The organism is Halomonas ramblicola (assembly GCF_030409215.1).
GTDB classification, from domain to species: Bacteria; Pseudomonadota; Gammaproteobacteria; order Pseudomonadales; family Halomonadaceae; genus Halomonas; species Halomonas ramblicola.
In genome coordinates this window covers 33,664-46,892 of the sequence record NZ_JAUFPL010000034.1, presented here as the reverse complement: position 1 = coordinate 46,892, position 13,229 = coordinate 33,664, and the positions used below count along the sequence as shown (strand labels likewise).

At 61.8% G+C, this 13,229-nt stretch carries 14 protein-coding genes; 8 read left to right on the top strand and 6 right to left on the bottom strand.

The genetic code is table 11. The features are described from left to right. The first annotated feature begins 15 nt into the window (after nt 1-15). Genes rhaM through QWY80_RS17250 form a run of 7 tightly spaced genes read left to right on the top strand, consistent with a single transcriptional unit; the run spans nt 16 to nt 6,114 of the window. Nucleotides 16-351, top strand: a complete 336-nt coding sequence (rhaM, locus tag QWY80_RS17280; protein WP_290234314.1) for an L-rhamnose mutarotase — start codon at nt 16-18, stop codon at nt 349-351. After that, on the top strand, nt 342-1,232 hold the full coding sequence (locus QWY80_RS17275; RefSeq protein ID WP_290234311.1) for an amidohydrolase family protein: 891 nt from the start codon (nt 342-344) through the stop codon (nt 1,230-1,232). Before rhaM ends, QWY80_RS17275 begins: the two co-directional genes overlap by 10 nt. Nucleotides 1,233-1,270: 38 nt before the next feature. Next, the gene (gene lra1, locus QWY80_RS17270; RefSeq protein WP_290234309.1) at nt 1,271-2,041 is read left to right on the top strand and encodes an L-rhamnose 1-dehydrogenase Lra1; all 771 of its coding nucleotides are present in this window, start codon (nt 1,271-1,273) and stop codon (nt 2,039-2,041) included. 9 nt (nt 2,042-2,050) lie between these two features. Beyond that, nucleotides 2,051-2,854, top strand: a complete 804-nt coding sequence (locus QWY80_RS17265) for an HpcH/HpaI aldolase/citrate lyase family protein (protein WP_290234306.1) — start codon at nt 2,051-2,053, stop codon at nt 2,852-2,854. A 38-nt stretch (nt 2,855-2,892) separates the two neighbouring features. After that, nucleotides 2,893-4,329 (top strand): aldehyde dehydrogenase, encoded by a 1,437-nt coding sequence (aldA, locus tag QWY80_RS17260; RefSeq protein WP_290234304.1) that lies wholly within the window; start codon nt 2,893-2,895, stop codon nt 4,327-4,329. Between the two features lie 37 nt (nt 4,330-4,366). After that, entirely contained in the window at nt 4,367-5,905 is a 1,539-nt protein-coding gene (locus tag QWY80_RS17255) for a purine-cytosine permease family protein (protein WP_290234301.1), read from the top strand. Nucleotides 5,906-5,910: 5 nt separating this feature from the next. Continuing rightward, nucleotides 5,911-6,114 (top strand): hypothetical protein, encoded by a 204-nt coding sequence (locus QWY80_RS17250; protein ID WP_290234298.1) that lies wholly within the window; start codon nt 5,911-5,913, stop codon nt 6,112-6,114. Between the two features lie 142 nt (nt 6,115-6,256). Here QWY80_RS17250 and QWY80_RS17245 read toward each other — a convergent pair whose 3' ends face one another. The 6 genes from QWY80_RS17245 to QWY80_RS17220 all read right to left on the bottom strand — a co-directional run bounded on the left by QWY80_RS17245 (nt 6,257) and on the right by QWY80_RS17220 (nt 12,093). Further along, nucleotides 6,257-7,078 carry a sugar phosphate isomerase/epimerase family protein gene (locus QWY80_RS17245; RefSeq protein WP_290234294.1) on the bottom strand — a complete coding sequence of 274 codons (822 nt, stop codon included), beginning with the start codon at nt 7,076-7,078 and terminating at the stop codon, nt 6,257-6,259. A 139-nt stretch (nt 7,079-7,217) separates the two neighbouring features. Then, the gene (locus QWY80_RS17240) at nt 7,218-8,219 is read right to left on the bottom strand and encodes a TRAP transporter substrate-binding protein (protein WP_290234290.1); all 1,002 of its coding nucleotides are present in this window, start codon (nt 8,217-8,219) and stop codon (nt 7,218-7,220) included. A gap of 58 nt (nt 8,220-8,277) precedes the next feature. Next, nucleotides 8,278-9,417, bottom strand: a complete 1,140-nt coding sequence (bglB, locus tag QWY80_RS17235; RefSeq protein WP_290234287.1) for a beta-galactosidase BglB — start codon at nt 9,415-9,417, stop codon at nt 8,278-8,280. A 32-nt stretch (nt 9,418-9,449) separates the two neighbouring features. Beyond that, entirely contained in the window at nt 9,450-10,748 is a 1,299-nt protein-coding gene (locus tag QWY80_RS17230; protein WP_290234285.1) for a TRAP transporter large permease, read from the bottom strand. Then, a complete protein-coding gene (locus tag QWY80_RS17225; RefSeq protein WP_290234282.1) occupies nt 10,745-11,236 on the bottom strand; it encodes a TRAP transporter small permease in 492 nt (163 codons plus the stop codon). Before QWY80_RS17225 ends, QWY80_RS17230 begins: the two co-directional genes overlap by 4 nt. A 116-nt stretch (nt 11,237-11,352) precedes the next feature. Continuing rightward, the gene (locus tag QWY80_RS17220) at nt 11,353-12,093 is read right to left on the bottom strand and encodes an oligogalacturonate-specific porin KdgM family protein (protein WP_290234279.1); all 741 of its coding nucleotides are present in this window, start codon (nt 12,091-12,093) and stop codon (nt 11,353-11,355) included. Between the two features lie 281 nt (nt 12,094-12,374). Between QWY80_RS17220 and kdgR the strand changes: the two genes are divergently transcribed. Then, nucleotides 12,375-13,184: a DNA-binding transcriptional regulator KdgR gene (gene kdgR, locus QWY80_RS17215; protein ID WP_290234277.1), complete on the top strand. Its 810-nt coding sequence runs from the start codon at nt 12,375-12,377 to the stop codon at nt 13,182-13,184. The last annotated feature ends 45 nt before the right edge of the window (nt 13,185-13,229 follow it).

The window sequence follows — 13,229 nt, the reverse complement described above, 5'->3', positions numbered from 1 at the left end:
GACGAGGAGGGCAGCATGCCGATCCAGGCCTTTCGCATGACACTGCACCCCGGCCAGGCGGCGGAGTACCGGCGTCGGCATGACGCCCTCTGGCCGGAACTCGCCGAGGCGTTGCAGGAGGCGGGTATCGAGGAGTACCGCATCTTCCTCGACTCTGAAACCCACCAACTGTTCGCGATCATGGTGCTGCGCGAGGACCACCGGACGGTACGCTTGCCCGAGTTGCCGGTGATGCGCCGCTGGTGGGCCTACATGGCGGATATCATGGAGACTCACGAGGATCAGGCGCCGATCAGCGTGCCCCTCGATGAAGTGTTCACCTTCCTGCCAGGAGCCACCGCATGCAAGTGATCGACCCCCATGTGCACTTCTGGGTGCTCGACCAGGGCAACCAGCCCTGGCTCGAGCACCCGTCCCCCAACCTGCTCGGCGACTACTCGCCCATGGCACGGGACTTCGGTCCCGAGGAACTGCTGGCCGGGCGTGGCGATATCGAGCTGCTGGGCGCCGTACATGTCGAAGCCGATGCCGTCGACCCGCTGGCCGAGACGCGCTGGCTGACCGCTTCGATGGAGCCGTCCCGCGAACCGGTGCTGCCCACCGCGCTGGTGGTCGGCGCCGATCTGTCCCGTGGCGATGCCGGCGAACAGCTGACGGCCCAATGCGGGATGTCCGATAGGGTGCGGGGCGTTCGGCAGATCCTCAACGTCCATGCCGACCCGCTCTACGACTATGTGGGTCGCCACTACATGGAAGACCCCGGTTGGCGGGAGAATTTCGCCCTGCTGGGCCGCCTGGGGCTCTCCTTCGACCTGCAGCTCTATCCCTCCCAGATGCCCCAGGCGGCGAGGCTGGCCGCCGAGCACCCGGAGACGCTGTTCGTGCTCAACCACGCTGGCATGTACGTCGACCGCCAGGGCGTGGCGGGGTGGCGGGCCTGGCGTGACGGCCTGCGCCAGCTGGCCGCCCGGGACAACGTGGTGGTCAAGCTCAGCGGCTTCGGCATGCTCGACCACCACTGGACGGTTGGCAGCATCCGGCCGCTGGTCCTGGAGGCCCTCGATGCCTTCGGCATCGAGCGTTGCCTGTTCGCCTCCAACTACCCGGTGGACGGCCTCTACGCCCGCTATCAGGACATCTGGCACGCCTACGCCGAGATCGTCGCCGACGCCTCGGAGGACGAGGCCCGAGCCCTGTTCATCGACAATGCCCGGCGTGTCTACCGGCTGTGATCGCTGGCACGCCCATCCAGACCTTTCAGGAGTCCGCCATGTTGCTCAAGGACAAAGCCGTCATCATCACCGGTGCCTCACGCGGGATCGGCCGTGCCGCTGCCTTGGAGTGCGCCCGCCAGGGAGCCAATGTAGTCATCGGCTACAGCGGCAGCGAGTCCAGCCGTCCCGCCGTCGAGGCGCTGATCGGCGAGATCGAGGCCCTGGGCCGTCGTGCCGCCGCGGTCGGCGCCCCGGCCGGCGATCCGGAAACCGGCGACAAGCTGGTCGAGGCGGCCGTGACGAACTTCGGCGGCGTTGACGTCTTCGTCAACAACGCCGGCATCTGCCCCTTCCACAGCTTCCTCGACATGCCCCGCGAGACCTATCTCGAAACGGTGAATACCAACCTCAACGGCGCCTTCTTCGCCGTGCAGGCGGCGGCCAACCAGATGCAGCGCCAGGGCCGCGGCGGGGCGATCATCGCCGTCAGCTCGATCAGCGCCCTGGTCGGCGGCGGCATGCAGACCCACTACACCCCCACCAAGGCTGGGCTGCTGTCGCTGATGCAGTCCTGCGCCATTGCCCTGGGCCCCTATGGCATCCGCTGCAACGCCGTGCTGCCCGGGACCATCGAGACCGACATCAACAAGGACGATCTCGCCGATACCGAGAAGCGCGACTACATGGCCAGCCGCTCGCCCCTGGGCCGTCTGGGACGCCCCGAGGACCTGGCCGGTCCCATCGTCTTCCTCGCCTCGGACATGGCCCAGTACGTCACCGGCGCCTCGCTGCTGGTCGACGGCGGCATGTACGTCAACCTTCAGTAGGAGTTTCCCATGCAGATGCCAGTCAATCCCTTCCTGCGAGCCTTGGAAGGTGACGACGTCCAGTACGGCCTGTGGGCCGGATTCGCCACCGGCTATGCCGCCGAGATCTGCGCCACCACCGGTTTCGACTGGCTATTGATCGACGGCGAGCACGCGCCCAACACGGTGCCGACGATCCTCGCCCAGTTGCAGGCGGTGGCCCCCTATGCCACGGCACCGGTAGTGCGCACCGTCAACCAGGACCCGGCGCTGATCAAGCAGTTGCTGGATGTCGGCGCCCAGACCCTGATGGTGCCCATGGTCGAGAGCGCCGAGCAGGCTGCGGCGCTGGTGCGTGCCATGCGCTATCCCCCTCACGGCATTCGTGGCGTGGGCGGCGGCCTGGTGCGCGCCACCCGCTGGGACGGCATCGACGATTACCTGGGCCGAGCCCACGAGGAGCTCTGCCTGATCGTGCAGGTGGAATCGCCCAAGGGCATCGAGAACGTGGAGGCGATCGCCGCCACCGAGGGGGTGGATGCGGTGTTCGTCGGACCCGCGGACCTCTCGGTGGGCATGGGGCATCCCGGCAATCCGGGACATCCCGAGGTCCAGGCCGCCATCGAGCATGCCATCGATGCCGTGCAGACGGCCGGCAAGCCGGCAGGCATCCTCGCCCCCGTGGAAGCCGATGCGCGCCACTATGCGTCACTGGGCTGCCGGTTCATCGCCGTGGGCATCGATATCAGCCTGCTGCGCCAGGGGGCGCTGGCCACCATCGCCCGTTACAAGGGCACCACACCGGGCGATTCGTCGGCCTCGTCGACCTACTGAGACACCATCTCTCGTACGACCACAACCGGAGCAACCACATGACTCAGCCCACCACCTATCAGAACTACATCAACGGCACCTTCGAGTCGGCCCGCGAGCACCTCGAGGTCTACAACCCGGCCACCCAGGCTCTGCTGTCACGGGTGCCGGAGTCCGGCGCCGAGGACGTCGAGCGCGCCCTGGCGGCGGCCCGCGCGGCCCAGAAGGGCTGGGCGGCCCGGCCCGCCGTGGAGCGCGCCACCTTCCTGCATCGCCTGGCGGACAAGCTGCGCGACAACGTCGCCCGCCTGGCCCGGGTGATCACCGAGGAGCAGGGCAAGGTCACGGGGCTGGCCGAGACCGAGGTCAACTTCACCGCCGACTACCTGGACTACATGGCCGAGTGGGGCCGGCGCATCGAGGGCGAGATCATCGAGAGCGACCGCCCCGACGAGAGCATCTTCCTGTTTCGCAAGCCGCTCGGCGTGGTCGCCGGCATCCTGCCGTGGAACTTCCCGTTCTTCCTGATCGCTCGCAAGATGGCGCCGGCCCTGGTCACCGGCAACACCATCGTCATCAAGCCCAGCGAAGAAACGCCCAACAACTGCTTCGAGTTCGCCCGGTTGGTCGACGCCCTGGAGTTGCCGCCCGGCGTCTTCAACGTGGTCAGCGGCAGCGGCGCCACTACCGGCAGCGCCCTGACCGCCAGCCCCGACGTGGACATGATCAGCTTCACCGGCAGCGTCGCCACCGGGTCGCGGATCATGGCCAGTGCCGCCAACAACATCACCAAGCTCAACCTGGAACTGGGCGGCAAGGCCCCGGCCATCGTGATGGACGACGCCGACCTCGACCTGGCGGTCAATGCCATCCGCGGCTCGCGCATCATCAACAGCGGCCAGGTGTGCAACTGCGCCGAGCGTGTCTATGTCCAGCGCGGCGTCGCCGACGAGTTCGTCGCGCGCATGGCCAAGGCGATGGACGCCACCCGCTACGGCGACCCGCTCGCCCAGCCCGACGTGGAGATGGGCCCGCTGATCAACCGCGCCGGCCTCGACAAAGTGGCACGGATGGTCGAGGTCGCCCAGGGCGAGGGCGCCGAGCTGATCACCGGCGGCCGCATCGCCGACCTGGGGTCGGGCTTCCACTACCGGCCCACGGTGTTGGCCGGCTGTCGCCAGGAGATGGCGATCATGCGTCAGGAAATCTTCGGCCCGGTGCTGCCGGTCCAGATCGTCGACGACCTCGACGAGGCCATCGCCCTGGCCAACGACAGCGAGTACGGCCTCACCTCCTCGGTGTATACCCGCAGCCTCAAGCATGCCATGCAGGCCTGCCGTGGCCTCGACTTCGGCGAGACCTACGTCAATCGTGAGAACTTCGAGGCCATGCAGGGCTTCCACGCCGGGGTGCGCAGGTCGGGCATCGGTGGTGCCGACGGCAAGCACGGCCTCTACGAGTACACCCACAGCCATGTGGTTTACCTCGAGACCTGATTCCCTGCCCACCCAACAACAACGGGAGGTACACGCCGTGAGTGACAACCTGCATGAGCAAGCGGCGGCGGTGGAGACCACCGCCGCCGGTGGCGAATACGAACGACACCCCGTCCCCCCAAACGCCCGGCTGGGGTTCAAGAACTTCATCGGCATGTACGCCGGCGAGCATACCGCCGGTACCGAGCTGATGATCGGCCCGCTGTTCGTGCTGGCCGGGGTGGCGGCCTTCGACGTGGTCATGGGACTGGTCATCGGCAACCTGTTGGCAGTACTGAGCTGGCTGTTTCTCACCGCCCCCATCGCCACGCGGGTGCGACTGACGCTCTACTACCAGCTCGAGAGGATCGCCGGCCGTTACACCGTGATTCTCTACAACCTGGCCAACGGCCTGGCGTTCTGCTTCCTGGCCGGTGCCATGATCACCGTATCGGCGACTGCCGTGGGCGTCTGGTTCGGCTTCCCGCTGCCGACCCTGGCGGACCTGATGCCCAACAGCGTCGGCTGGGTGTTGAGCGTGCTCGGCGTCGGCATCGTGATCACCCTGGTAGCTGCCTATGGTTACCGCTTCGTTTCCTGGTTCGCCAATATCGCCGCCCCCTGGATGGTGTTGATCTTCCTGGGTTTCGGCATCGTCTCGCTCAAGTGGTTCATCGATGCGACAGGGTCGGAAGTCGGTTCGACGGCTGACTTATGGGCGCTGGCCGAGACGGCGATCTGGACCGGTGTGCAGGTGCCCGGACAACCGGACTTCTCCATCTGGCATGTGATCTTCTTCGCCTGGTTCGCCAACATGGCCATGCACGTCGGCATGTCTGACCTGTCGGTGCTGCGCTTCGCCCGCAAGAGCTGGTACAGCATCGCCTCGGCGGCGGGGATGTACGTCGGCCACTTCATGGCCTGGCTTGCCGCCTCGATGCTCTTCGCCTTCCAGATGTACGAGGCGGGGCTGACCAGCGACAGCGCGATGATCGCCGCGGCAGAGTCGGGGAGCATCCCCAACCCCTTGCCCGGTCCCCTTGCCGACCAGGCACTGGGCGTGGCGGGACTCATCTGCGTGATCATCGCCGGTTGGACCACCGCCAACCCGACGATCTACCGTGCCGGCCTGGCGTTCCAGGCGGTCATCCCCCAGGTCTCCCGGTTCAAGGTGACGATCGGCACGGGGCTGTTGACCACCTTCGTGGCAATGTTCCCGGGCGTGGCGATGCAACTGCTGGGCTTCGTGGCGCTGTACGGGCTGCTGCTGATGCCGATCGGCGCGGTGATTTTCATCGACTTCTGGGTGCTGCCCAAGCTGAGGCTCAAGAGCTTTTATGCCGAATACGCGGGTCGCAAGGCTACCTATCCGGTGCTGGGTACTTGGCTGATCACTCTGGCGATCTGTCTGGTCCTGGTAGAGTTTGCCGGCATCGAGATCTTCTTCGTGGCCCTGCCCGGCTGGTTCATCGCCGCGGCGCTGTTCATCGCCTTGAGCTTTATGGCCCAGAAGAGCTCGGTGACCTCTACATTCGCGGTGGGTACCGGGTACGAGCGAAACTCGTCAGTCACCTCGACCGAATCGACCAAGGAGTAAGCAAGATGAGAATACTGCTCCAGACCATCTCGATCTTGATGCTGGTATTGACGGTACTGTTCCCGGTGCTCTACCTGGCCGACGCCATGGGCGAATCGGCGATGAAGTGGGCCATGCTGGCGGTCACGGTCGTCTGGTTCGCGGTCACTCCGTTCTGGATGGACAAGGAGGACCTTGCGGTCGTGACCGGTGAGCATACCGAGGGATAGCTCGGGACTCTCCTTTACCTCGCTTCCAGTTGGCCAGGAGAGCGGGGGCCTCATGAGCATGGCCACAATCTATGCGGTAGCTCCAGGGAACACACCTTGTCCCTGGAGTTTTTTCATGTTCCTCCGTTGACGCCTGGCGATGCTAGAGAGCGTTCAGGAAGGCGATGCCGCTTTCGATGTCATCGGCATCGATCTCGTCCATGATGACGTTGATGTATGGCTTGCGTGGCCCGAGCCGCTCGAAAAGCAATGCATAGTCGAGGAGGCCCTTGCCCAGAGGGGCAGGGCAGATGGCTCCCTCTTCAACGATGAAGTCCTTGGCATGGATGACCGCCACCCTGTCGCCCCAGGAGTCGATGGCTTCCTGAAGGATCTCCCTCTGCTGCATATAGTTGTCGATGGTCAGGAAGTTGACGGGGTCGAAGATGATCTGCAAGTTGTTGGAGTTCACCATTTCCAGCATTCGCCCAACCTTCTCGGGTGAGTGCAAGGGATGGTTCACGCCTGGCTCGATGCCGACGATCACCCCAAATCTTTCTGCTTCTTCCACCAACTCCCTGACACTGTCGATAACCTCCTGAAAGGGAGCCTCGTGGAAGTTGTCTTCGGTGTAGACGATATCGGCATTGACGTTGCCAGTCTCCGTTCCCACGATGCTGCAGCCGAAGTCGCGCGCATAGCACAGATGTTCCTTGAAGCGTGCCAGTGCATTACGTCTTTCACTCGGGTCTGGGTGTATGATGTTGACATAGCAACCCAGCACGGCAATTTGAATATCGTGACGACGAAAGGCGTGGCCGATGTGATGTGCCATGCCGGGATTCAGGCAGCCCAGGCTCGTATCGAAGTCGAATGACTTGTTCAGTGCCAGTTGTACTGAATTGAGTCCGCGTTGCGAGAGCTCGGTGACGATACTGTTCAATGGCTGTTTCGGGAGATCATGCGCTCTGATGCCTACATTCATATATGTTTCCATTTTCGATTTCTGGATGCCCGGTGCTCCCGTAGGGCTATGGAGGGTCATAGGAAGAGGGGTGAAGGGAGACATGAATCGGCCACGAGGGGTTGCCGAACAATCAAGGCAACCCCTCGTCTGCAGCTTCTTACTTGTCCCCCAGCTCCTTGATCTTCTGGTAGAGAGCGTACTGTTCGGGCTGGTCCTTCAGGCGCTCGTACATCGGCTGAACGGCTGCCTGGAAGGGCGTGATATCGACCTCGTTGATCTCGACACCGAAGTCGTTGCGGATACTGTCCCGAGCCGTATCGACGGCTTCCGACCACTTCTCGAGCTGGAATTCGGTCGACTCCTGGATGGCTTCCATGACGGCGTCGTGTTGCGCGTCTGAGAGACGGGACAGGGTATTGCTGTTGAACAGGATGATATCGGGGATGCGAGTATGCCCATCGAGAGAATAGTATTCGGCCACTTCGCCATGACGGGCGGTGGTGAGGGCAAACTCATTGTTCTCGGCACCATCCAGGACGCCTTGCTGAAGTGCCGTATAGACTTCTTCCTGGGCCATCACCACGGGCGAGGCTCCCAGCAACTCCATGGTGTCGACGGCGGTCTGGCTCTGCATCACCCGAATTTTCTTGCCTTCCAGATCCGAGACGCTTTCGATCGGAGTGTCCCTGGTATAGAAATTCCGCTGACCGGAGTCGTACCAGCCGACGCCGACGAACCCTTGATCCTGGGTGGACTGGTAGACCTCGTCCATGATGGCTTCGCTGTTCATGACCTCGTGGAAGTGCGCCTGGTCGTTGAACAGGTATGGCATGGAGAAGACACCGTAGAGCGGCGAGAAGCTGCCCATCAGGCCACCGGAGACCTTGGTCATGTCGATGGCCCCCGTCTGCAGCAGCTCGACCAGCTCGCTCTCGCCGCCCAATTGGCTGTCTGGGAAGTAGGTGACACTGATCGAGCCCTCCGACTTCTCCTCGACGAGCTCGCCGAACCTGGCCAAGGCATCCTTGACCGGTTGCGGGTTCTGGGCATATGCCAACTTCAGGTTGACGCTGTTCTGGGCCTGTGCCGACGTGGTACCCAGGGAAAGGACGGCGATAGCCGCCGTCAGGATGGCTTTCGTATGGCGCTGTGTGGTCATGATCGACTCCTGGGTTTGCTGTTGTTGGTGGTTAGAGTCCTCGGGGGACTAGTCGTGATTACAGGTACGTCCTCATGTACTCGGAAAGACAGAGGATGGCCATGGCCTGGCCGTAGGGCATGGAGGTCAGGGGAATCTCCCGGTAGTAGTCGAGGCCTTCGCCCATGGCGGTGCCGAAGGAGACCTGTTCCAGCTCCCCCTCCGCATTGATGTTGTGGATGACGCCCTGGACGGCCTTCTCCGCCATCTCGTAGTAGGAGGCGTCGAGGTAGCGCATCCTGACGGCCTTGAGGATGCCGTAGGCGAAGCCGGCCGTGGCCGAGGCCTCCTGATAGGAGGACGGATCGTCGAGCAACGTATGCCAGAGACCGGACTCCGCCTGCCATTTGGTCAGCGCCTCGACCTGGGACTCCAGCACCTGGAGGAGGAAGCGGCGTATGGGGTCGTTGGCCGGCAGATCAAGCAATTCTAGGAACTCGGGGATGACGATGGTCAGCCAGCTGTTGCCACGTGCCCAGCGCGCCTCGGCGAAATTGTGGTTGCCATCGAAGGTCCAGCCATGAAACCAGGCCCCGGTCTTCCGATCCATGAGGTACTGGACATGGATCAGGAACTGGTATTTGGCCTCTTCCACGTAGTCCGGCCTGCCGAGCAGGCGCCCGATCTTGGCCAAGGGCAGCACGCTCATCATCAGGGTGTCGTCCCATAGCTGCTGGTGGTTCTCGCTGTTGTAGACGACGTGCTGCAGGCCGCCCTTGTCGGTGCGGGGCATGTCATACATGACCCAGTCCGCCCAGGCCTGCAGGTAGGGAAGCCACTCCTTGCGGCGCGTTTCCTGGTAGCGGTAGGCAAGGGTCAGGAAGGGGCATACCGTGTTGACGTTCTTGGTTGCCAGGCGCTCGGCGAAACGGTCGTGAAACCAGCCGTCGATGATGGACAGGGCCTCGGTATCGCCTGTCTGCTCGTAATAGCGGTAGATGCCGTAGAGGCCGATGCCATGGGTCCACTCCCAGCCGGCCCACCCCTTGGTATCTATCGTGCGGCCATCGTCCAGGTGGAGCAGGAACTCTCCGGTTTCATCCTTGATATTGATCAGATTGTTGATGGTCTTCTTGATCAGTTCTGTCACTTCATCCTTCTCGATGAAACGCTCGTCTTGTCTCAGAAGCGGGCTGTGCTTGACGCTGAATACCTGCATGTCGTGGTGCTCCAAGTCTTGTCGCGTGGGGCTCAAAGTCCCATGACCCTGGGGAGGAATAGCGTGATTCCAGGAATGTATGTGATCAGAAGCAAGGTCAACATGATCACGATGTAGAATGGCATGAGGGGGAGTAGTAGATTCTCGACCTTTTCCCTGGCGATACCAGCACCTACGAATAGCCCAGTGCCAACTGGAGGCGTGATGGTGCCGATGCACAGGTTGAACACCATGATGATGCCAAAATGGACCGGATCGACGCCGATCGACGAGGCGATGGGCAGCAGGATCGGCGTGAAGATCAGGATGGCCGGTCCGATATCCATGAAGCACCCGATGGCGAGAAGCATCAACGTGATGATAAGCAATACTATGGCAGGGTTGTCGGAGAGTCCGAGAATCGCTTCGCTCAGTGCGGCGGGTAGACCGGTGATGGACATGGCAAATGACATAGCGGCAGAGGCCGCGAGCAGGAACATGATCACGCCCGTCGTTTCCGTGGCCTTTATCAGCGATGTGAGGAAGGAGCGCAGGTTGATGGTTTTGTAGATGATTACCGTCAGAAACATTGTGTAGATGACGGAGATGGCGGATGCCTCGACTGCCGTGAAGACCCCCAGGACGATGCCGCCGATGATGATGACGATCAATAGCAGGCTTGGTAGGGCTTCCATGACGACCCTGCGCACCGAGGAGTCGCGCAGATCAAGCTTCGTGGTGTAGCCACGAGACTTGGCGGTGAGGTAGGCGACCAGCATGCAGCCGACTCCCCACAGGCAGCCTGCAATCAGCCCCCCGGCAAACAGCGCAGAGATGGAGGTGCCACCACTGGCCAGGGCATAGAGAATGAAGGCGGTCGTCGGGGGGATCAGCATGCCCGTCGGGGCCGAGGCGATATTGGCGGCGGCCGAGAAGGGGCGGCTATACCCTTCCTTCTCGCTCATCGGCACCATTACCCCGCCTATCGAGGTGGAGGCGGCGATCGCCGAACCCGAGATGGCTCCGAACATCATGTTGCCCACGATGTTGGTATGCGCTAACGATCCTGGAATGCGTCCACTGAACAGTTTGGCAAAGCTGACCAGGCGCAGGGCGATGCCCCCATTGTTCATCAGGACGCCGGAAAGAATGAAGAACGGTACGGCAAGGAGAGTGAAGCTGTCCAGACTCGATACCATCTTCTGCGCCGTTGTGAAGATGGCAATCTCGGGTGGCAGGGCCAGCAGGATCGTTGCCGTAGAAGAGATGGCAATACAGATGCCTATCGGAACGCCAACGATAAGTAGTCCGATGAAAGATGCTATCAATACGATGCCGGCATCTAGAATCATGACTCCAGCCTCCTGGTGCGAAGACATCCCCTGTATATGCTGACGCAATTGATCAGGGAGTAAGTGATGATGATTGCCCCTGACAATGGAAGGGACAAGTAAAGGAATCCCTTGGGGATATCCAGCATGGGATAGACCTGGCTCATACTGTTGGCGGTTGCTTGGGCGCCTCCATAGAGCAATACGAATGCCGAGAAGCCGATGAACAGGATTTCGATCGACATTTCGAAAGCGGATTTCCAGGCTCCTGTCAATTTGTCTGTTAGCAGTGTCAGGCTCACGTGCTCACGACGACCCGCGACATAGGCAATCGCCAACATCGACAGCCATACCAGTGAGAACCTCAGGAAGGCTTCCGACACGGTGCTGGGATCGTTGAGGATATACCGGGCAATGACCTGCCAGCTAGCCACACCCACCATGGTGATGAAAAGCAGGCAGCACAGGAGTTGCATACTCCTGTCAAGCAGGGTGCGCATGGTTTCCATCGGTCCTCCCCTGTCTCTCGAAGCGAACTTTCAGGGATCTATCGGCAGCCATCTCATGCTCCCCGGTTGAGGTAATCCATGGGCATGGGAGGTGGAACTCACCATGCCCTGCCACTCTAGAACTTGTACTGGTAACCGATCAGCCAGGAGCTGAACCTCTGGCCGGGGTCCGTTGCCACCTGGTCACTATTCTTGTCCCTTTGGATATATCCACCGAATACCGTGTTATTAGCATTCAGTTTATGGAATACCAGGAGCTCATGCTCGAGGTAGTCACGATCGCCGGTGTGGAAGTCAGGAGAGTCGCTCTCGTGCTTGAAGTGGTAGTGTGGGTTGTAAAGTAGGGTCCAGTCATCATTGATATCGTAGCTGGCATAGAGATCGATGCGTCCCGCGCGCCCCTCGACCGCCGTTTCATGGGTCGTCTCGTGCTCGTAACGATAGCGTCCCGAAAGGCTCCAGCCGTCTCCCGCATAACCGACTTTGATTCCCGCCAAGGCTCGTGTCACATTGGACCTAAACTTGGCGCCTAGCTGGGGCGTCACGGACCACTGATCGTCCTGTCCCAACCGGTAGGCGGGGAGGGAGTAGTTCACGAAGGCCTCGTCATGCTTCGGCCAACCGCTCTCATGGACGTCCTCCTGCCAGAACCAGGACTTTTCCAGGGTGAGAGAGGAGGTGTCGTCGAATACCCGCGTAATGGCGACCTTGGGCAGGGTCAGGGCGTGGTCGTTGGTGGTCTGTTCCAGTTTCATCGTCAGGATGTTATCGGCAGACCAGGTCGGGCCGGACATTGACAGCGCCACACAGGTCGCTGCGATACCAGTCAACCATTTGGGCTGGGGGATCGTTTGCATGTCGTCTCCGTTGTAGGTGTTATGGATTGGCGTCTGGACCGAGGAGCGACCGCGACCATATCGGGGGAGTCGTGGCGGCATGTCTATCTTATTTCAGTCCCTCGGTTCGTATTTAATGTATCAGTGTGCCTATAAAATTGAAACGACGTTTCTTTTATACTTTGGTCGATGGTCCATGCCGGCTCGTTTCGTCGCCGCGTCGGTGGGGAGTGGCATCTCGGGTTGATCTGCGTTAAAATTAGACCAACATTCCAATTTTTATGAAACGAGGTGTGAGGCTTATGGCAGTGTCGCAAAAGCCCGACAATGTGGCAGCCGTCATGAAGGTGTTCGCTATCCTCGAGGGGCTTGCCGAACGGCGGGAGATAGGCCTCTCCGAGCTGTCCCAGCGTGCTTTCACGTCGAAGAGCACTGCCTATCGCTTCCTGCAGACCATGAAGGAGCTGGGCTATGTGACTCAGGAAGGGGAGTCCGAAAAATATGCATTGACCCTGAAGCTCTTCGAGCTGGGAGCCTCGGCCCTGGAGAACGTGGATCTGGTCCGGCTGGCCGATGCCGAGATGCGCAGGCTCTCCGAGTCCACCCATGAGGCCATCCATCTGGGGGCGCTGGATGAGGACCGTCGGCACATCATCTACCTCCACAAGTACGACTCGCAGTTCAACCTGTGCATGCAGTCGCGGATCGGGCGCCGCAATCCCGTGTATTCCACGGCCATGGGCAAGACCCTGCTGGCCTGGATGGAACCGGAGCGGGCGCGGCAGGTGCTGGAGTCGATCGACTTCGTGCCCCATACCGAGCACACCCTGACCAGCGTCGAAGCGGTCATGGACGAGCTGCCGACGATTTGCACGGAAGGCGTCGCCGAGGACCGGGAAGAGGCCGAGCTCGGGGTGCGCTGCCTGTCGGTGCCGGTGTTCGACCGCTTCGGCCAGGCGGTGGCGGCGCTCAGCCTGTCCTTCCCGGTGGTGCGCTACGACGCCCAGAAGCGGGCGGAATACGTGCGCCTGCTGCACCAGGCCGGCGAGCGCATCTCCGAAGGCCTGGGCTTCCATGACTATGCCTTCGCCGGCGCGGCCGAGACGGCCTGATTCGGCTCCCCCCAATACGACGCAGGACGCGGCCCGAGGGCCGCG